Origin of the sequence: Winogradskya consettensis, assembly GCF_018332715.1 — a bacterium.
Lineage (GTDB): Bacteria > Actinomycetota > Actinomycetes > Mycobacteriales > Micromonosporaceae > Actinoplanes > Actinoplanes consettensis.
On sequence record NZ_BOQP01000021.1, the window covers coordinates 229781 to 249596 of the forward strand.

Here is a 19816-nt window from a genome sequence, read left to right on the forward strand (position 1 = left end):
AAACTGAACATCACCCGGTGAGCAGGTTCAGAACCGCCTTCTCCGTAGGCGGGTCGGCGGTCTCGCCACGCTCGTAGGCGTCCAGCACGCGCGGATCGACGTAGGCGCCGCGCGCCACCGCCGGGGTGTTGCCCAGCAGCTCCGCGACCTCCTTCATCGCGTGCGAGACGGCGCGTTTCCGGCCGGTCGGGGTCTCCTGGGCGCCTGCCTCGGCGAGTTCCGCCGCGGCCTTGACCGTCCCGTGCCAGGTTCGGAAGTCCTTGGCGCTCATCTGCTCACCGCTGATCTCGCGCAGGTAAGCGTTGATCTCGTCGGCGTGCACCTCGTGCCAGCGGCGCGCGGACGGTTCCCAGTAGGCGAACAGGCGGTCCGATTCCCGGCGCCGGCGGCGAAGGGCGCGCAGGACCCGGCAGACGTCCTCGTCCTCGACCGGGAGCGCGTGCGACTTGCCGGACTTACCGACGAAGTCGAGCGTCACCGCGCCGGACCGGGTGTGAACGTGGTCGGGGCGCAGGGTGGACAGGCCGTAGGTGGGGTCTTCCTCGCGCTGGGCGTACTGGTCGCTGCCGACGCGGAACATGCCCATGTCGAGCAGCCGGACCACCGCGGCGAGCACGCGTGCGCGGGACAGACCGCGGCCGGTCAGATCCGCGCACAACCGCTTGCGCAGGTCGGGCAGCCGGGCGGCGACGGCAACGGCGTGGTCGAACTTCTTGCCGTCGCGGTCCGAGCGCCATTGCGGGTGGTAGATGTACTGCTTACGCCCCGCGGCGTCCTGACCGGTGGCCTGGATGTGGCCGCGGTCGTCGGTGCTGATCCAGACGCCGGTCCAGGCCGGTGGGATGACGAGCGCCTTGATGCGGGCGATCGTGGCGGCGTCCCTGAGCGCGGTTCCGTCGGTGCCGAGGTAGCTGAAGCCGGTGCCGCGCCGCTTCCGGGCGTACCCGGCCTTGGTGAGATCGCTACGCCGAAGCCGCATGGTGCCGCACTCCTCTTTTCCGGGGCTCGGGGGATGCCCCGCCGCGACCCGGGCAAACGCGCAATATCCTTCGTCGATGCGACAGCGGCTGGCCTGGCTCGACGGGTTGCGGGCGGTTGCTGTCCTGCTCGTGCTGTACGCGCACCTCAGCCGCTACCTGTTCCGCGGCGCCCGGGAGTTCTCCAGCGAGTGGCTGAACGCCGGCACCGCTGGGGTGATGCTGTTCTTCCTGGTCAGCGGCTACATCATCCCGGCCTCGCTGGAACGGCACGGGGATCTGCGGCGGTTCTGGGTGAGCCGGCTGCGCCGGTTGGTGCCGCTCTACGCGGTGGTCAGCGCCGCCGTCGTGGGGCTGGGCATTGCCGGGCGGGTGCCGCTGGATTCGTTCCTGGCCGCTCATCCGGGGACCTCGGCCGCCGCGCATGCCGGCATGATGCCGTTCCTGCTCGGCGTGCCGCTGGTGACGCCCGTGTTCTGGACGCTCACCTTCGAGATGGCGTTCTACCTGCTGGTCACCGCGTTGTTCGCCCTGCGCATCCCGCGCGCGGACGCCGTACTCTCCGTGGTGCTCGCCGCTGTCGGCGTCGCGACCGCGCCGCTCGTCCCTCAGCTGGTCCCGGGAAGCTCTCCCGTCATCGCGGGCGTGATCGTGCTGCTGGGGGCCGGCCTGTTCGCGGTCACCAGCCGGCGGCGACGCGCGGTCGTGATCGGCGGACTCGTGCTGGGCGGGCTGGCCGGCACGCTGCTCGTGGCGAACATGGATCCCGCGCATTCCTGGGACGGCCTGCTCATCCTGGCCGTGATGTTCACCGGGACAACCATCTACCGCGCGGACCACGGGCAGACCGGTTGGTGGCCGGTGATCGTCACGGGCACGGTCGTGGCCACGGCGCTGCTCGTCAACTGGTTCGCGGAGCTCACGTCGCTGCACGCCCTGACCCCGCGATACATGACGCGGTCCGTCATCACGTTGCTCGTCTTCGCGGGATCCTTCGCCCTCGGCATGGCAACCCGGCGCCGGCGCACACCACGCTGGCTGGCCCACGCGGGAGTGATCAGCTACTCCGTCTACCTCGTGCACTACGTCCTGATCCAGCTGCTCGCACCCGCACTCCCCCGCGACCTCTCCGTGCCTGTGCAGGCGCTTGCCGTCGTCGCCTATCTGACGCTGCTGTTCGGCATCTGCGAGCTGACCTATCGCTATGTCGAACTGCCCGGCCAGCGACTCGGCCGCCGCCGGGCTCCCGCTCCCGCCGATGACCGGCACGGCCTGGCAGGATAGCGACATGGAACGGGTACTCGGTATAGGTGGATACTTCCTGCGCGCCGCCGACCCGGACGCCCTCAGCTCCTGGTATCGCGACTTTCTCGGCCTGGACGCCGACGAGAACGGCACGTGGCAGCAGGAAGCCGGCCCGACGGTGTTCGCGCCGTTCCCGTCCGACAGCGACTACTTCGGATCCCCGGCCCAGCAGACCATGCTCAACTTCCGGGTCCGCGACCTCGACGCGATGCTCGCCCAGCTGCGCGGCAAGGGCGCGGACGTCGCGCAGGAGACACAGGACATGGACGGCGTCGGCCGATTCGGCTGGGTCACCGACCCCGAGGGCAACCGCATCGAGTTGTGGCAGCCCGCCTGACCGCTCAGCCCAGGACACTCACGCCACGACACTCACGCCAGGAACGGCGAAAAATGATCAGCGACCATTTCCGCTGTCGCCTCAACGCCCCGGCTCCCGTCGACCTCAATAATGATCACGCCTGAAAGCTTCGCATTTTCGGTCACGTCCTGAATGATCAGGCCGTCGCGCGCGACACGGTTACGCTGAGCCTTTACCGGGTCGCTCACCCGAGCGTTGAAGGTGCCCGCACGCGGGAGAACGGCGAGCTGATGGCGCCGGAATTCCTCGGTCGGCACCAGAACGACCATCTGCCGCGGAGAGCCGGCGACCCGCACCACCAGCTCCGGGCGGATACCCCACCCGTCCACGATGACCGGACGCGGCGTGCCGAGCGCACGCAGGTCATCCAGGACCCACTCGAAACGTTCCGGGAAACCGGCCAGGACCGTTGATGCCATTTCCTGGGGACTCGGGGTGACCCAGACACGGTCGGGGTGCGGATCACCGGGCGATTCACCGCGGCGCAGTCGCGCGGCCACCCGGCGATCCTGGTGGCCGCGCGCATCATGATAATCGTAATGGTAATGGGTGAGGCCGTGCCGATCGGCGATGATTCCGGCGACCGTGGACTTTCCCGACCACTGACCACCGCCGATCCAGAGCGCATTCCTGACCGTCGTCACGGGATCCCATCGCATGAGAGAAAGCGTGCTGTCCGCGTACCGGAATGACAAGTCTTGTATGTACGGCCAGGAAGTGATTATCTAACCTTGGGGGCAGATTCAGAGGGCACGCAGCTTGTCGCCGAGATCTTTCTGGAAGAAGTCGAGGAAGCCGTCCGGGTCCGGGCCGGCGTTCTGCAGGACGATGTGGTCGAAGCCGGCCGTGACGTAGTCGCGCACCGCGGCGACATACGGTTCCGCGTCCGGGCCGGTCGCGAAGTGCTCGCTGATGTCCTCCTTGCGGACGGTCTGCGAGGCGGCCTCGAAGTTGACGGGGTTGGGGAGCTCGCTCATGACCTTCCAGCCGGTCAGCGCCCAGCGGGTCGTCTCGAACGCCGCGGCCACGCCCGCCTCAGCGGTTTCGGCCCAGGCCATCGGCACCTCGGCGTAGAGCGGCCCGGCGCCACCGGCACCCCGGTAGCTTTCCACGAGGTCGGCGCGCGGCTCGGTGGCGAACAGGCCGTCACCCAGCTCAGCGGCCATCTCGGCGGCGTTGCGCCCACCCGCGGCGACGGCGATCACGGGAAGCTCGTCCGGCAGGTCGAAGACGCGGGCGTCCTCGAGCTGCAGGTGCTTGCCCTCGTACGACTGGTAGCCGCCCTGCCACAGCAGCTTGATGATCTCCAGCGCCTCACGCAGGCGCTCCTGGCGACCCCGCACGCTCGGGAATCCCTGACCGACGACGTGCTCGTTGAGGCGCTCCCCCGACCCGACCCCGAGCGTGAACCGATTGTCGGAGACGATGGCCAGTGTCGCCGCGGCCTGGGCGATGATCGCCGGGTGGTAGCGCACGGTCGGGCAGGTGACCCCGGTCGCGAGCCCGATCCGGTCGGTCTTCGCGGCGATCGCGCCGAGCACCGTCCACGCGAACGGCGAGTGTCCCTGCACGTCCAGCCACGGGTGGTAGTGGTCGCTGATCTCCACGAAGTCGAACCCGGCCTGCTCCGCGCGGACGGCCTGCCGGATGAGCTCCTTGGGGCCGAAACCCTCCGCGGCCAGCTTGTACCCGAACTTCATCGCTCTCCCCCTCGTTTGTGCTGTCCCAGCGTTGAGTTGTGCACCATTAGGTTGTGTGCAATTAAGTTGTGCACAATTTAATTGCACACAACCAAGTTGCACACAACGGATCGAGTTCCCCTGCGGGATTCCGGCAAACCCGGCATCGGGTTTTCCTACCGCGCCGATAGGGCTAGCATGCGGTGCACCCGGACAGAGGAGTGCGTCGATGGACGAGAGCACCTATGACCTGCGCCGCCTACGCCAGTGGCAGGCGGGTGAGGCGCGCGGTTTCTCCCGGCGTGACCTGCTGAAACTCACGGCCGCTGTCAGTGCGGGCATGGCCGGCGCGGCAGCCGTGGAAAGCCCTGGGCAAGCAGCGGCAGGGCCGATCGTGAAGCCGCTGCCTCCGGACCTGTTCACCGTGTTCGGCACCAATGCCGAGATGCGCTGGTCAGCGATGGCCGGGCAGGGCTACCACGTCCCGATCGACCGGTTCTTCGTGCGCAACCACACCAGCACCCCGATCATCGACCGCGACTCCTGGCGACTTCAGGTCACCGGCGCCGGGCTGAGGCGGGGACCGGTCGATTACACGTACGCAGACCTGGTGCGCCTGCCCGCCGTCACGCTCACGGCCGCCGTGGAGTGCGCGGGCAACGGGCGGAGCTTCTTCAGCAGCCAGCAGGGGCAGACGGTGTCGGGTACGGCGTGGCAGCTCGGCGCCGTCGGGGTCGCGCGGTGGCGTGGGGTACGGCTGTCGACGCTGCTGCGGCACGCCGGGCTCGGGAGCAACGCCGTTGACGTCATGCCGGCCGGGCTCGACCCGAACTATGTCACCGGGGGCGTCGACCTGGGCCCGGTGCGGCGGCCGTTGCCGGTGCGGAAGGCACTGCGGGACGTGCTCGTCGCGTACGAGATGAATGGTGAACCGCTGCCACCCGATCACGGTGCGCCCGCCCGCCTGATCGTGCCGCACTGGATCGGTATCTCGTCGATCAAATGGCTGGGCAGCATCGAGGTCGCCGACGAACCGCTGTTCTCCCCCTGGAACACCCAGTTCTACCGGCTTTTCGGGCCCGGCTTTCCCGTCGAAGGGAAGCCGTTCGACCGGCAGGTCGTCAAGAGCGCGTTCGAGGTCGACCGGGGTGCGCAGTTCACCGCGGGGCGCACCACGCGGCTGCGGGGACGGTCGTGGTCGGCGGGTGGTGCCATCAGGCACGTCGAGGTGAGTACGGACGGTGGCGCACAGTGGCGGCGGGCGCGGCCGGTGGGTGGCAGTGAGGGCGCGGCGTGGCAGCGGTGGGAGCTCGACTGGCGGCCGGAGGCGGGCGAGCACGAGTTGCTCGCGCGGGCCACCGACGTGCACGGGAACAGCCAGCCGGAGGTGGCCGCATACAACACCCTCGGGTATCTCTTCGACGCTGTGGTGCGGCATCCGGTGGTCGCCGTCTGACCTCGGTCTGCGTGAATCGCGTGTGATCCAATGGGGGCATGGAACTCGACCGGGATGCCCCCGGGCTGGTCGGCCGGGGTGGCGTCTGGGGCGAGCTGGCAGCACTGCTCGACCCGGCGCGGCCGGAGGCGACGGTGGCGATGCTGGTCGGGCCGGCGGGGATCGGGAAGTCGTCGCTGATCGAGAGTTTTGCCGGGCGGGCGGTCGACCTCGGGTATCCGCTCGTGCGGACCAGCGGCGAGGGCAAGGGCGCCGCCGCTCCCTACTCCGCCCTGCGCCCGCTGCTGGAACGAGCCGACCTGGACGAGCTGCCCGAAGGGCAGCGGCAGGCCGTGCGCTCCGCGCTGCGGGGCGCCGAGCAGGACGTCGCCCTGCTCGCCCTCCGCACGGCCGTCTGCGCCATCTGCGCCCAGCTGGCCACGAACGCGAGCATGGTCCTGGTCGTCGATGACGTGGACCGGGTCGACGCGCCCAGCCTCGACCTGCTGCTCACCCTGGCCTCGGTGGTGTCGTGGGGGCACGTGCCGGTGGTGGCGCTCTTCGCGAGCCGCACCGAGCGGGTACCGGTCGAGCTGGCCGAGCTGGTGCACCAGGTGACGGTGCCGCCGCTGTCGGAGCGGGAGTCGGAGCGGCTGTTCGACGGGCTACCGGGGGCGCCGAGCGGCTCCGGGCGCCTGGAGATCCTGCGGCGGGCGGCGGGCAATCCCCTGGCTCTGCGGGAGTACGGCGACTGGGCCGACCTGCCCGGCGACGGTGACGGGGTCGCGCAGGTGTACGCCCGGCGCGTACGCGAGCTGCCGGAATTGTCCTTGCTGGCCCTGACCCTGGCCGCCGCGGGTGAGCGGAACTTCGCGGTGATCTCGCGGGCCGAGCCGGCGGTGACGCTCGCGGCCTGGCAACCCGCCGAGGAGGCCGGGCTGATCACGGTGACCGACGCGACCGTGCGGTTCCGGCATCCGCTGGTCGAGCGGGCCGTGCTGGAGGCGGCCGGCCCCGAGGCGCAACGGCAGGCCCACCGGGCGCTCGCGGCGGCCACCCCTGACCCGCGGCGGGCGCTGTGGCATCGCGCGGCCGCCGCCGACAGCCTCGACCCGGGGCTGGCGGCGGAGCTGATCGACGCCGCGGGGCTGCTGGACGGCGCCGGCACGGTCACCGCGATCAGTCTGCTCGAGCAGGCGTCGCTGCTGCTGCCCGCGGCGGATCGGCCCGGGGTGCTGCTCGCCGCCGCCGGGAGGGCGGGGGCGGCGGGGCGGCTGCGCTGGGCGCGGGAGATCCTGCACCGGACGAGGGAAGCGCTGGTGGACGCGCCGATGCCGGCGGTCGAGATCCCGCTGATGAGCTTCCATTCCTGGCTGGAGACCATGGCCGGGCGACCGGACGTGGCCGCCGAGCTGCTCGTGCCGGCGCTGGACCTGGCCGAGGGAAGCCGCGAGCTCCTGGGCGCCGCCAGCACCGCGGGCTTTCCGGTCTTCCTGCTCGGCGACGGTCCGCTGCGCGAACGGCTGCGCGCGGCCCTCGGCACGGTCACGGAGCCTGTTCCCCAGCTGCTTTTCCCCCGGGCAGTGGTCTCCCCGGACGAGCAGACCCGGGCCGCGACGCTCGGGATCCTGCCGAGCGAGGACGCCAACCTGGGCGCACTGGTCGGCGCGGCCGCCGCGCTGCTGGACGAACCCGAGCACGCCGTGCGGTTGCTGACCCCCGCGACCGAGGCCGTCGTCGAGAGCACCGCGGCCGGGGTGTTCCTCGCGGCGCCGGGCGCGGCGGGCTGGGCGCTGGTCGACACGGGCCGGTGGGTGGAGGCCGAGCGGTGGTTCGTGCCGCTGATGTCGTCACCCGTCGCGGCCGAGGCCGAACTCATCCGGGGCGGGGCGCATCTGCAACTGGCCGTCATCGCGTACGGGAGGGGGCGCCCCGAGCGGGCCGGGGAGCTGCTGGGGCACGGGAAGTTCAACCCGCTCGACATCCCCGCGCTGGGCCTGCGGTTGCGGTGGGCGCAGGGGACGGCAGCGGCGGCGGCGGGCGAGCACGACGAGGCGTACCGGATGCTGGCCCTGGCCTGTGCCATCGGTCATCCGTGGCGGCTGCTCGCCCTGCCCGACCTGATCGCCGCCGCCCGGCAGACCGGACGGCTCGACCACGCCGCCAGGATCACCGCGGAACTGCGCGAGCGGTGGGAGGGGCGATGGCTCAGCGGCCGCGCCCGGCGGCGGCTCGACCTGGCCGCTGCGCTGCTCGACGAGGATCCCGCAGCCGGGGCCGAGCGGATGGCATCGCTGCTCGACACCTCGGACGCCCGGCGGTGGCCGTTCGAACGCGCGGTCCTCGCCACCGAACGCGCCGACCGGTTGCGTCGGGCCCAGCAGCCACGCCCGGCCCAGGACGTGCTGGTCGATGCGCTGGACACGTTCGAACGACTCGGGGCCGCGGGGTGGGCCGCCCGGGTTCACGCTGAGTTGCGGACCGGGATGACGACTACCCCGGGTGCGGATCCGTTCGCCACGCTCAGTGCCCAGCAGGAGCAGATCGTCCGGCTCGCCGCCGACGGCATGACCAACCGCGAGATCGGCGCCCGGCTCTTCCTGTCCCCGCGCACCGTCGGCTCCCACCTCTACCGCGTCTTCCCCGACCTCGGCGTCGCCAACCGCACCCAGCTCAGCGACCTCCTCGCCACCGCCGACCGCCGCCGCGCCGGCGAACCTTCCACGGCTGACGACCGTCGCCGCGAGTGAGCTGCGTCCCTTTCGGCGGGTAAGCTGCTTACGGCCGGGAAGCAGTGATGCAGTCGACTGACGGACGACAGGTGGGCGCGGCACAATCATTGTGGTGCGAGTGACTGAGTTGGATGAAGCGGCCCGGCGGCTGGTGGTCGGCGCCCTACATCCGCCCTATCTCTATGCGATCGGCCCGCACGACGCACGGCTCGCCCTCGATCTGATGCAGGCTCCCCCGGATGATCCGCCCGGCCTCACCCGCCACGAGGTGACGATCCCGACCCCCCGGGGCCCGCTGCGGGTCCATGTTCTCGTGCCTCTCACGGCCGGATCAGGACCACTACCCATCGTCATGTACGCCCACGGCGGCGGCTGGGTCGTCGGCGGCTACGACACCCACCACCGCCTCGCCGTGGCATTGTCCGGCGTGACCGGCGCGATCGTGGTCGTCCCCGACTACCTCCGGGTCCCCGAGGCCCGCCACCCGGGCGCGGTCGAGCAGCTCACCGCCACGCTGGCGTGGATCCGCGCGAACGGCCTGCCCGCCACCGGCGACCTCACCAGGATCGCCCTGGTCGGCGACTGCGCCGGCGCCACGATGGCCCTCGCCGTCGCCCTCGCCGACCGGGACACCGCCGCGAACGGTCACCCGCCGCTGCTCACCCAGGTGCTGCTCTATCCGCTCGGCCGCCCCCTGCCCGGCGACCCCTCCGCGACCGAGTTCGCGACCGGCGCCGCCCTGCGCCTGGCCGACGTCCAGCGCCTCTGGCAGGAGTATTCGCCCCGCGCCGACCCGACTGCGGACCCCCTCGCGGCAACCGCTCTGGAAGGCCTCCCGCCGACGCTGCTGATCACCGCCGAGGCCGACGTCACCCGCGACCGCGCCGAACGCTTCGGCGCCCGCCTGCGCGCATCGGGAGTGGCCGTCACCGCCGTGCGCTACCTCGGCACGGTGCACGACTTCGCAGTCCTCGACGCCCTGCGCTGGACCCCGGCCGCAGGCGCCGCCCTCGGCCAGATGATCGACCACCTCACCGCCGCTTTCACCACCGCGCCGGACCCTCGACCTCGCCCTCAGCCTCAGCCTTCCGCGAGACCTCAATCTCGACCTGAGCGTGAGCCTGAGCCTCGACCTCAGCGTCAGCCTTCCGCCGCGCCGCAAGCCTCCGCGAGGCCTCAGCCTCCCGCCGAATCGCAGCCTGCGGGTGAGCCCCAACCATCCGTCCAGCCTCAACCCTGCGCCGAGACGCAATCTGCGGGTGAGCCCCAACCATCCGCCGGGCCTCAACCATCCGCCGGGATGCCGCCTGCCGCTGAGCCCCCATCATCCGCTGGGACGCAGATCGGCGATGAGTCTCAACCGTCCGCTGGGTTGGTGCCGGGGCGCGATGTGTGTGGGCCGGGGGCGGCGTGAACGTGTCGCTGGTGGGGCGGGCCGAGCCCTTGGACGCCGTTGCCGGGCTGCTCGGTGGGGGTGAGTCCGTGCTGGTGCGGGGGGCTCGGGGGACGGGGCGGTCGGCGGTGCTGGCCGAGGCGGTGCGGCGGCATGCGGCCGGTGGGGTGCGGGTGCTGGCCACCAGGGCGCTGGCCGGGGATGAGGCGCTGCCCGGGGCCGGGTTGCAGCGGTTGCTGACTCCGGTGGAGGGAGAAGTCCGGGCGTTGCCGGCGGCGGAGTCGGCGGCGTTTGCGCGGCTCTTCGGCGTTGACGGGCCCGATGCTGCGCCGGCGCCCTTGCACGCGGCGGTCTGTTCGCTGGCGCGGCGCTTGCTGGACAGCTCGCGGTATCTGTTCTGCGTCGATGACCTGGACCGGCTCGACGAGTTGTCGCGTGCGGCGCTCACCGGGCAGGACCGGATCGCCGTGCTGGCCAGTTCGGTGACGGCGCCGGCCTGCCCGCCGATGCGTACCGTCGGGGTGGACCGCCTCGGTCATGGCGAGTCCGAGCGGTTGCTTGCCGGGCTGCCGGGGGTCCGGGGGCATGCCGGTGCCCGGCTGGTCCTCGCCCAGGCCGCCGGCAACCCGCTCGCGCTCACCGAGCTGGCCCGTGCCCTGCCGCCCGAGTCCGAGCTCGACGCCACGAGCACCGAGCTGCCGGTGCCGCTGCGCCTGCGCCGGGCCCTCGCGCCGATGGTCGAGGGTCTCGATCCGGTCCGGCTGCGGGCGGCCCTGCTGGCGGCGTTCGCGACGGAGACCCCCGGGCCGCAGGTCACCACCGCGCTCAACGTCCTGGTCCTGCCCGATGTGTGGTCCTGGCTGGTCGCCGACGGCGTACTGCGCCCTGGATCCCGGCACCTCTTCATCCACCCCGTCATCCGCGCCGCCGTCATCGAACGCGCCGGCCTCGCCCAGAGCCGCGACGCCCGCCACCAGCTCGCCGCCCTCCTCCCCCACCCCGCCCCGACAAAGCCCGCTGCCGCAAAGCCCGCTGCCGCAAAGCCGGCTGCCGCAAAGCCGGCTGCCGCAAAGCCGGCTGCCGCAAAGCCGGCTGCCGCAAAGCCGGCCCCCACAGGGCCGGCCCCCACAGAACCCGCCCCGGGCAGCGTGATCGCTTCGGGCAGCGTGATCGCCGACGGCACCGCGGCGTGGGCCTGGCATACAGCGCGAGCGGATCCCTCGGCCGACGACCGCAGCGCGGCGATTCTCGAGAACGCCGGGAACGAGTTGAGCCGCGCGGGCCGCCTGAGGGCAGCGACGTACGCGCTGTCCATGGCAGCAGCGCGCAGTGCCGACCCGGATGCGGCCCAGCAGCGCCACGATCGCGCGGCCAGGCACGCGTACCTCGCGGGGGATGCGGCCTGGGGCCGCCGGATGCCGGCGGACAACCGCTCCGACCTGCCGATGCGGCTGCGGGCGGTCTGGTTGCGTGGTGACGAGCAGTCCCGCCAGGCGGTGCGCGACGAGCTGCCCGCGGCCTCGGAGTTCATGAAGGTCTGGGGCCGGGCGATCGTGGAGGACGAGGACCGCGGCGGCGTCGCCCAGCGCACCCTGCACGAACCGGAGCGGCCGGGCCGGGGAGACCGGACCGGTCCCTATCCGCGGGCGGTGGCGCTCGGCACGATGGCGCAGGCGCGGCACGAGACGGCGCTGGCCCTGGTTCAGCTGCGGCGGGCGTACGAGCTGGCACCCGTGACCGGGGTGCATCATCCGGTGGCGCTGGGCGGTCTGGCGTGGGCGCACTTCGACGCCGGGGACCTCGATGAGGCCCGCCGGTGCGCGGCGAAGGTGCTCGACGTGACGGCCGGTCGCGAGCACGGCGGTGAGGTCTTCGGGGATGTGCGTGCCGGGGCGCTGGCCACGCTCGCCTCGGTCGCCGTGCTGCGCGGGGAGGCCGGGCACGACGAGCTGTTCCGGCAGGCCCGGGAGGCGTTGGTGCCGTCGCGGCACGCGCTGTACGAGTTGCGCCTCGATCGGGCCCAGGGGCTCGTCGCCGGGATCGGGGGGCAGTACGGGCTGGCGTTCCATCGGCTCCGGCGCAGCTTCGACGCGTACGGTCAGCCTCTGCATTTCCGGGTCTCGGATCTGGCTCTGGCCGATCTCGCCCAGGTGGCGGTCGTGCTGGGACGCGAGGCGGAGGTAGCGCCGATCGTGGAGGCGGCCGGGTCCCGGGTGCGGGCGCTGCGCTCGGTGCGGACGACGGCGATCTGGAACAGGGCCCGCGCGCTGCTGGCCGGTCCGGGGGCGGACGCGGAGACGTTCTTCCGGCTGTCGCTGGCGGACCCGGGCAGCGACCAGTGGGGGTTCGAGCGGGCGCTCGCCCGGATGGACTACGCGCAGTGGTTGCGCCGGCGGCACCGGCCGGCGGAGTCGCGGCCGTTGCTGAGCGCGGCGCGGGATGTCTTCGACGCGGCCGGGGTGGCCGCATGGCGGGACCGGGCCGAGGCGGAGCTCGCCGCCGCCTCGCCGCCGCCGCGGGGGACGACGCCCGCCGACCATCTCACCCCGCAGCAGCGTCAGGTGGCGCAGCTCGCCGCGCAGGGGCTGACGAACCCGCAGATCGCGGCCCGGCTGGGGTTGTCGGCACGTACCGTGGGAACGCATCTGAGCAGGGCGTACCCCATTCTCGGGATCAGCCGCCGCGCACAGCTGCCGGCGGTTCTGGACCCTGCAGTCGTTCGACGGACGACGGGGCGGTAGCCGGCCCGCGAGGATTTCGCTGACATCAACGGTCGAGCGAAGGACCCAGCATGCAGGACGCCAAGCCGGTGCTCGAGCCGGCGGCGGCGCGGTTCGCCGACGAGACTCGCGTCGAGAATGGGCGCCGGTCGCTCCCCGAGAAGAGCGCCGAGGAATTCACGGTCGCGGGCGGGCCTTCGGGCACGGTCCGGATCCGCCTGGTACGCCCGGACGACGCCGGCGCGATCCTGCCCGTGATCGTCTACCTGCACGGCGAGGGCTGGGTCTCCGGCGATGCGCGTACCCATGATCGGCTTGTCCGTGAGCTGGCCACCCGTGCCCGCGCCGCGGTGGTGTTCGTCAGATACACCCGCTCCCCCGAGGCCCGCTACCCGGTCGCCGTCGAGGAGTGTTACGCCGCGCTCGAATGGGTCGCGGCGCACGGCGGCGGGCACGGACTCGACCCGGCACGCATCGCGATCGCGGGTGACTCGGCGGGCGGCGCGATGGCCGCCGCGGTCACGCTGATGGCCAAGCAGCGGTCCGGGCCGACGCTCGCCGCGCAGGTGCTGTTCTACCCGGTCACGGATGCTGCGTTCGGGACCGGTTCGTACGGCGAGTTCGCCACCGGCTACGGGCTGACCCGCGACGCCATGCGCCGGTTCTGGGACCAGTACGCCCCGGGTGACGCCGCCCGTGCGGAGATCACGTGCTCACCGTTGCGTGCCACCGCGGAGCAGCTCGCCGGTCTGCCCCCGGCGCTGGTCATCGTCGCCGAGGCCGACGTGCTGCGCGACGAGGGCGAGGCGTACGCGGCCAAGTTGCGCAGCGCCGGCGTCCCCGTGACCGCCGTGCGCTATCAGGGCACCATCCACGACTTCGTCACCGCCGACGCGCTCCGCGACACCCACGCGGCCCGCTCGGCAACCGTTCAGGCCGGCCGTTTCCTGGCCGACGCCCTCTCGTAAGGAGCACCATGTCCACCACTGTCGTACTCGTGCACGGCGCCTTCGCCGACGCGTCAAGCTACGCCGCGCTCATCCCCGAGCTGCTCGACGCGGGCATCCCCGTCGTCGCCCCGGCCGTCCCGAACCGCAGCCTCGTCGGCGACGCCGCCTATGTCGCCTCGGTCGTGCGCAGCATCAAGGGCCCGGTCCTGCTGGTCGGTCACTCGTACGGCGGCGCGGTCATCACCGTCGCCGGCGCCGAGGAGAACGTGAAGGGCCTGGTCTACCTCGCCGGGTACGCCCTCGACGAGGGCGAGAGCCTCGGCCAGCTCCAGGGCGGCTTCCCCGACTCGGACCTCGCTGCGGCGCTGGTCTACACCCCGTTCCCGAACCCGGGCGGCGAGGACGGCACCGACGTCTCCGTCGACGTGGAGAAGTTCCCGCACATCTTCGCGGCCGACGTGGACCCCGCCCTGTCGCGGATCCTCGCGGTCTCGCAGCGCCCCCTCGCCGGTGCCGCGTTCGCCGAGCCGGCCCCCGTAGCCGCGTGGAAGACGAAGCCCGCGTGGGGCATCGTCTCCAGCTCCGACCACACCATCAACCCCGACGTCGAGCGGTTCGGTTACAACCGGGCCGGCGTGAAGGCCATCGAGATCGACTCCTCGCACCTGGTCATGCTCTCGCACCCGCGTGAGGTGGCCGACCTCATCAAGGAAGCCCTCGCCTCGATCGACGCCTGAGGCTTGGGCACACTGTCCCGGTGACCCAACGCTTCGGGGCAGTCGACGTGCACTACCCGCCGGCCGGTGGCGCCCGCGCGGCTCTCGTGGTGTCCTCCTCCACCCGGTTCGACGACCTGGTGGAGGAGCGCACCGCCTGGCTGGACACCGTCGCGGACTACCAGCCCGGCCAGTTCTACCTGCGCGAGCTGCCTGCGCTGGCCGCGGTGCTCGCCACCACGACCCCGGTGGACCTGCTGATCGTCGACGGCTACGTCGACCTGGACCCGGCCGGAGCCCCGGGCCTCGGCGCCCACGTCCACGAGGCGACCGGCCTGCCGGTGATCGGCGTCGCGAAGACCGAGTTCCACCGGGCGACCCACGCGGTGCCGGTCCTGCGCGGCACGGCGACGACGAAACCGCTGTTCGTGACGGCCGCAGGCTTCGACCTGGCCGACGCCGCCGCCCTGGTCACGGCGATGGCCGGGCCCTACCGCTTCCCGGACGCCCTCAAACGGGTCGACAGTTTGGCCCGTGCCCGCGACTGAGTCCATAGTGGGTGCGTGCCGAAAGGGTTGACCTACACCGACGCCGTCAAGCTGCTGGGCGGTTCCGGCCCCCTGATCACGATCGCCGACAACCTGCTCGGCGGCGCGCTCAGCGTGGCGACCGCGGGCGGCAGCGACGTCGCGCTCAGCCTCTTCGACGCCAAGGCCGAGGCGATCCGGCTCGGCCACCAGGTGGCCGCCAAACTCTCCGATTCAGTACGCGGCCTGGGCCGTTACGACCGCACCGTACGCCTGCAGGCCGCCCACGGCGTCCTCGTCGTCACCGCGTTCTTCGAGGCCCTCGACGTCTGTCTCACCGAAGCCGGACTGGGCTCCCCCGAGTTCACCCGCGACGAGCAGCTACGCCTGAGCGGCGTCGTCTCCTCGCCCGTGGCCGCCACCAACCTCGTCGGTTTCCTGAAGGACTCCCCGATTCCGGTGCCGGCGCCCGAGCGGGGCTACGACCAGTTGCTCGCCGAGCTGACGGCGTGGTTCGCCCTGACGAGGACGAAGGCCCAGGTGTTCCTCAACGGACTGGCCATCCTCGCCGACGCCGACGAGACCACCCAACGGACGGTGGCCCAGTCGCTGGAACGGGCGCCTGAGCGTGCCGCCGCGCGGTACGACGAGTCGGTGCGGCGGCTCGCGCTGGAGATCCCGGAGTTCGGGTTCTGGCTGCGCCAGCTGGAGGACCGGGCCACCGCGCGGGGCCTGGAAGCCCTCGAAGTCGCGTTGCACGAGACCACCTCGCAGCGCGGGCCGCAGCGGCAACGGGCGGCGCTCGCCACGGCGTACCGTGCGGTGCTGGACCGGCCGATCCTGGGCGGTGACGCGGGTGACGTACTCATTCCCAGCCTCGCCACGGCGTACATAGATCCGCGTTTCCGGGTGCGGCCCGCCGGGCCCGGAGCCCGGCCCGCCGAGGAGAGCTGGTGGGACACCGCCGATCCGCGTGGCGACTTCGCCGGGTTCCTGGCCACCTACCTGACCACCCCGCAGGCCGCCGAGGCGCCGATGGTCCTGCTCGGGCATCCCGGCGCGGGCAAGTCGTCGCTCACCCGGATCCTCGCCGCCCGCCTGCCCGCCGCCGACTACCTGGTCGTCCGGGTCGCCCTGCGTGATGTGCGCGCGGAAGCGGAGATCCAGGACCAGATCGAGCAGGCGTTGCGTACGACCATCGGCGAAACCGTCTCCTGGGCCGACCTCACCCGCGACGCCGACGGCGCGATGCCCGTCCTGCTGCTCGACGGCTTCGACGAGCTCCTCCAGGTCACCGGCATCCACCAGTCCGACTACCTCCACCGCGTCGCAGCCTTCCAGGAACGCGAGTCCACCCTGGGCCGCCCGGTAGCCGTCATGGTCACCAGCCGCGTCGCCGTGGCCGACCGCGCCCGCCTCCCCACCGGCGCCCTCGCCGTCCGCCTCGAAGCCTTCGACGACGCCCAGGTAGCCCGCTGGCTCGAAATCTGGAACAGCATCAACCCGGACCGCCGCCCGGTCCCCCTCGCCGCCCTGCACCGCTTCCCCGACCTCGCCGCCCAGCCCCTACTGCTGCTGATGCTCGCCCTCTACGACGCCAGCGGCCACCGGTTGCCGGACGAGGAAAACCTCGACACCGGCCAACTGTACGAACGCCTCCTCAGCGAATTCGCCCGCCGCGAGGTCCGCCGCCTCCACCCCGGCCTCGCCGAATCCCACCTGCCCGCCCTGATCGACGCCGAGCTCCTGCGCCTCTCGGTCGTCGCCTTCGCCATGTTCCACCGCCTCCGCCTCTGGGCCACCACGGAAGAACTCGACCGCGACCTCGCCGGCCTGGGCCTGCACCCCGCCACCCCGGCCCGCACCGAGGACTTCCGCACGCCGCTCACCGCCGGCCAGGAGATGGTCGGCCGCTTCTTCTTCATCCAGCGAGCCCAGGCCAGGCAGGACGACCGCACCCTGCAGACGTACGAATTCCTGCACGCCACCTTCGGCGAATATCTGATCGCCCGGCTCGTGGTCCAGGCGGTCCGCGATGCGGCCGCCCGCTCCCAGGCCCGCAGCCTGCACATAGGCCCGGCCAACGACGACGACCTGCTGCAGTCGCTGCTCGGCTTCACCCCGCTGACCACCCGCGCAACGATCCTGCCCTTCATCACCGAACTCCTGCGCCGGCCGGACCCCGCACAGACCCGGGAATGGCTGGTGGACCGCTTACGCACGGCGGTCACCCGCCCCCAGTACACCGAACGCCGCTACCAGCCCATCGACAAACGCATCGACCACTGGATGGCCACATATTCGTTCAACCTGATGCTCCTCACCCTGGCCTGCGGCGGCCCGCTCCCCGCATCCGAACTCTTCCAACACGCGAAAGACCCTGCCGCCTGGCTGCGCGACACCTCTCTGCAATGGCGAGCCGCCGTCCCCAGCGGCATCTGGCTGGACACCGTCGCCACCATCACCGTCTCCCGCGAATGGACCACGGACTCCCGCCGCGACCTCATCCTCAACCCCGGCGAGGAATGCGATGGGGGCATGCTCTGGTCCCACAACTTCGCCCCGGACAGTGAGGAAGCCGGATGGGCTCCCGGTGGCGTCTTCAGCGACTACTTCGAGCTGGCGCCGGCCCTGAACTCTATGCGGCTCAGCGGCGCCCTCTCCGACGACATGTTGCGCAGCGCCCTCGATCCGCTGCTGCGGCGGCTCCCGGACACCGTCCTGAGCGTCGTCATCCAGGGTCCGGGCGAGCTGGAACCGGTCGCCGCCAGCCTGATCCGGATGTTCCTGGCCTCAAGCCTCGCCGACGAGCCGGCTGCCCTGCTCACGGCCTACGAACGAGCTGTCCGCACGGTCGCCCGTTTCGGCTGGCGCGCCCCGGACCTCGAACCCGGCGACCGCGAACCGAACACCGAGGCGATCCTGCGCTCCCTGACCCGCGACGCCCACCGCCTGTCCCCGCCCGACGTGGTCCGGCTGGTGGACGGGATCATCAGGCACGGCTACGGCGACCCCGGCCTCGTCGTCGCATGCTTGGCCGGGCTGCCTGACGACACACCGGGGCTGGGAGACCTGCGCGACGCCTGAACTCTCTGACCCCGGCGGACGCTCAGATTCCGGTCATCGTCCTGAACCTGACAGCCACGATGCTCACAGTCAGTTACCTCGTCCAAAACCTATACCTTGAGGGTTATTCACAGGCGATCTTGCACAAGTGGCGTGCGATGACGGTGCTGATGGTTTCGGGGAAGGTTTTCAGGGGCCGGCCGTGACCAGAATTCCGGAATGTTTCAACGCGTACGTGTCGTGGCGCGCTCCGTTGATCGCGTCGGATATCCAGGCCAGGGTGCCGTCGAGCCGGTAGGCGACTTGAACACGGAGGCCTGTGTTCTGTCCCGGTCGAGGTCGACTGCGAGCGGTCTTCCACTTCCTGGCTACTGTGGATTCCAGGCCCCCACCGAGGGAGCCTCTCTGTCTCTGTCGTTCGGAGCACCGTCACAGTCTGACAATGGTCGCCACCATTTTCCAACCTACTGAATACTCACCATCTGCCATTCACGCTCCTATGATCTATCTCAACCCCGCAATGGCACGCCTCCCCCTTACGATCATGCGAATCCCTGAGAAGAATTAAGGGATGGAATACGCGCAGCTGGAAATTTTCACGGTAGTCGAATTGGCCTGGCTACGTGACCCCACGCGGCGCCGGAACTATTCCGCGGCAACCGAAGTGTTCCGCCGTGAGCACCGGGTCCGGCGCGCGTTCGGGAAAGCCTTGGGCCATACCGCCCGGCTGCGACGCGACTCTCCCGAGGCGCGGACGCCGGACGGCAACCTCGGGTGGATCGAGGCAGCACGTGCGTTGTTCCGTGCAGCGAACGCCACGCAGGCCGACGCTGACGCCGACGCCGAGCGTGACCGCAGGCGTGCCGCCGGTGACCTGTTCGACTGGACCCGTTTCATCAACCGCTGGCAGGTGAAGTACGCAGCCGCATGCTTGCCCACCAACACCTGACCCCGCTCGGGGCACCACCCCGATGACGCCACGCATACACACAAGAGAATCTTCTTCGAGCCTCACGCACAACGGCCGAAATCATCATCGACGGCCATGGGTGAGCCGTGCATTCAGGGAGGATTGTTCAGGACGGGGAGATCCGGCCGTCCACCTGCGGCGATCTGTAGCTCAAGGCAGGCCCCGAACAACCCTCCTAATAAGCTGAGGCATGATTACAGTGCGCTCGACAACCGGCGCTCACATTCATTGCGCCATTCAGGGATTCGGCGCAATAAAAGTGCACACCTGAACCCAAGTCGGATGACCTTCGGCCGGCTCCCACGAATGCAACACACGGCGTCACCGTCCACTGACGTGATCTCAGCAAGATTCGTTGAGGTAGCGGTATTCGAAATGGGTGAGGTGCAGCGCTGCCGCGATGACGTCGCCGATTTTGCGGGGGCTGATGGTGGTGTGCCGCAACGTTTTCCAACGTCCGACCAGGATGGCGAAGCCGCGTTCGCCTTGCCAGCGCAGGCCGCGTAGTAGCCGGTTGACGCTGCGGTTGGCGAGGGCGAGGGGTTTGCCGTCGGCGGGTTGCTTGACCGGGGTTTTGATGCCGTGGCCTGCGCCTTCGTAGCCGGAGTCGGCCAGGGTGGGCAGGTCGAGTTCGGCGGCAGCCCAGTTCAATGCGGCGGTGATATGAAGGTTCCGGGCGCAGGTCAGGTCATGCAAATGCCCGGGCATGGCCTCGGCGGTCCAGATCGGTAGGCCGTTCGGGAGCATGATTGCTTGGATGTTCGCGCCGAAGTCGTGGTGCTTTCCCGAGTACCAAGCATCGATGCTGTCGCCTTTGACGCTGGACACGGTTTCGGTGACCCGGTCGCAGTCGAAGAGTTTGCCGTCCAGGATGACGAACGCCCAGCCGTCGGCGGCGGCCCGCCGCAACGCCTCGTGCAAGTCGGGCCGGCGGGCGGCCAGAACCGCGATGCCTTCGGCAAGGTAACGGTAAGCGGTCGCCCGAGAG

Annotated in this window: 15 protein-coding genes; 11 read left to right on the forward strand and 4 right to left on the reverse strand. The window is 71.0% G+C overall.

From position 1 onward, the window contains the following. Positions 1–10: 10 nt before the first annotated feature. A complete protein-coding gene (locus Aco04nite_RS21265; RefSeq protein WP_212998994.1) occupies positions 11–979 on the reverse strand; it encodes a DNA topoisomerase IB in 969 nt (322 codons plus the stop codon). A 76-nt stretch (positions 980–1055) separates the two neighbouring features. On the opposite strand from Aco04nite_RS21265, the gene Aco04nite_RS21270 reads away from it, so the two are divergent. Together Aco04nite_RS21270 and Aco04nite_RS21275 are read left to right on the forward strand one after the other, a co-directional pair. Next, positions 1056–2261: an acyltransferase family protein gene (locus tag Aco04nite_RS21270; RefSeq protein WP_212998995.1), complete on the forward strand. Its 1206-nt coding sequence runs from the start codon at positions 1056–1058 to the stop codon at positions 2259–2261. 4 nt (positions 2262–2265) lie between these two features. Further along, positions 2266–2619 (forward strand): VOC family protein, encoded by a 354-nt coding sequence (locus Aco04nite_RS21275; protein WP_212998996.1) that lies wholly within the window; start codon positions 2266–2268, stop codon positions 2617–2619. A gap of 32 nt (positions 2620–2651) precedes the next feature. On the opposite strand, the gene Aco04nite_RS48970 is transcribed toward Aco04nite_RS21275, so the two are convergent. Both Aco04nite_RS48970 and Aco04nite_RS21285 read right to left on the reverse strand, forming a co-directional pair. Beyond that, complete coding sequence (locus tag Aco04nite_RS48970) at positions 2652–3299, reverse strand: hypothetical protein (protein WP_244876164.1); 648 nt, start codon at positions 3297–3299, stop codon at positions 2652–2654. 84 nt (positions 3300–3383) lie between these two features. After that, positions 3384–4340, reverse strand: coding sequence for a TIGR03557 family F420-dependent LLM class oxidoreductase (locus tag Aco04nite_RS21285; protein WP_212998997.1), 957 nt, complete (start codon positions 4338–4340; stop codon positions 3384–3386). A gap of 208 nt (positions 4341–4548) precedes the next feature. Between Aco04nite_RS21285 and Aco04nite_RS21290 the strand changes: the two genes are divergently transcribed. From Aco04nite_RS21290 to Aco04nite_RS21330, 9 genes are all read left to right on the forward strand, one after another. Beyond that, entirely contained in the window at positions 4549–5775 is a 1227-nt protein-coding gene (locus Aco04nite_RS21290) for a sulfite oxidase (RefSeq protein ID WP_212998998.1), read from the forward strand. Positions 5776–5813: 38 nt separating this feature from the next. Then, entirely contained in the window at positions 5814–8504 is a 2691-nt protein-coding gene (locus Aco04nite_RS21295; RefSeq protein ID WP_212998999.1) for a LuxR family transcriptional regulator, read from the forward strand. A gap of 100 nt (positions 8505–8604) precedes the next feature. Then, positions 8605–9900, forward strand: coding sequence for an alpha/beta hydrolase (locus Aco04nite_RS21300; protein ID WP_212999000.1), 1296 nt, complete (start codon positions 8605–8607; stop codon positions 9898–9900). Further along, positions 9897–12620, forward strand: a complete 2724-nt coding sequence (locus tag Aco04nite_RS49675) for a helix-turn-helix transcriptional regulator (RefSeq protein ID WP_212999001.1) — start codon at positions 9897–9899, stop codon at positions 12618–12620. Before Aco04nite_RS21300 ends, Aco04nite_RS49675 begins: the two co-directional genes overlap by 4 nt. A gap of 50 nt (positions 12621–12670) precedes the next feature. Next, the gene (locus tag Aco04nite_RS21310; RefSeq protein WP_212999002.1) at positions 12671–13567 is read left to right on the forward strand and encodes an alpha/beta hydrolase; all 897 of its coding nucleotides are present in this window, start codon (positions 12671–12673) and stop codon (positions 13565–13567) included. 8 nt (positions 13568–13575) lie between these two features. Then, positions 13576–14286, forward strand: coding sequence for an alpha/beta hydrolase (locus Aco04nite_RS21315; RefSeq protein WP_212999003.1), 711 nt, complete (start codon positions 13576–13578; stop codon positions 14284–14286). Positions 14287–14306: 20 nt separating this feature from the next. Then, positions 14307–14813: an endonuclease V gene (locus Aco04nite_RS21320; protein ID WP_212999004.1), complete on the forward strand. Its 507-nt coding sequence runs from the start codon at positions 14307–14309 to the stop codon at positions 14811–14813. A gap of 15 nt (positions 14814–14828) precedes the next feature. Further along, positions 14829–17879 (forward strand): NACHT domain-containing protein, encoded by a 3051-nt coding sequence (locus Aco04nite_RS21325; protein WP_212999005.1) that lies wholly within the window; start codon positions 14829–14831, stop codon positions 17877–17879. 550 nt (positions 17880–18429) lie between these two features. After that, positions 18430–18807 (forward strand): hypothetical protein, encoded by a 378-nt coding sequence (locus Aco04nite_RS21330; RefSeq protein ID WP_212999006.1) that lies wholly within the window; start codon positions 18430–18432, stop codon positions 18805–18807. A 363-nt stretch (positions 18808–19170) separates the two neighbouring features. Here the strand turns inward: Aco04nite_RS21330 and Aco04nite_RS21335 are convergent. Continuing rightward, positions 19171–19816: transposase family protein (locus Aco04nite_RS21335; protein ID WP_212999007.1), on the reverse strand; the 646-nt coding region annotated here is incomplete at its 5' end.

Coding starts and splice junctions, on each gene's coding strand:
- Aco04nite_RS21265 (WP_212998994.1), bottom strand. CDS start 979: ATGCGGCTTCGGCGTAGCGATCTCACCAAGGCCGGGTACGCCCGGAAG.
- Aco04nite_RS21270 (WP_212998995.1), top strand. CDS start 1,056: ATGCGACAGCGGCTGGCCTGGCTCGACGGGTTGCGGGCGGTTGCTGTC.
- Aco04nite_RS21275 (WP_212998996.1), top strand. CDS start 2,266: ATGGAACGGGTACTCGGTATAGGTGGATACTTCCTGCGCGCCGCCGAC.
- Aco04nite_RS48970 (WP_244876164.1), bottom strand. CDS start 3,299: ATGCGATGGGATCCCGTGACGACGGTCAGGAATGCGCTCTGGATCGGC.
- Aco04nite_RS21285 (WP_212998997.1), bottom strand. CDS start 4,340: ATGAAGTTCGGGTACAAGCTGGCCGCGGAGGGTTTCGGCCCCAAGGAG.
- Aco04nite_RS21290 (WP_212998998.1), top strand. CDS start 4,549: ATGGACGAGAGCACCTATGACCTGCGCCGCCTACGCCAGTGGCAGGCG.
- Aco04nite_RS21295 (WP_212998999.1), top strand. CDS start 5,814: ATGGAACTCGACCGGGATGCCCCCGGGCTGGTCGGCCGGGGTGGCGTC.
- Aco04nite_RS21310 (WP_212999002.1), top strand. CDS start 12,671: ATGCAGGACGCCAAGCCGGTGCTCGAGCCGGCGGCGGCGCGGTTCGCC.
- Aco04nite_RS21315 (WP_212999003.1), top strand. CDS start 13,576: ATGTCCACCACTGTCGTACTCGTGCACGGCGCCTTCGCCGACGCGTCA.
- Aco04nite_RS21330 (WP_212999006.1), top strand. CDS start 18,430: ATGGAATACGCGCAGCTGGAAATTTTCACGGTAGTCGAATTGGCCTGG.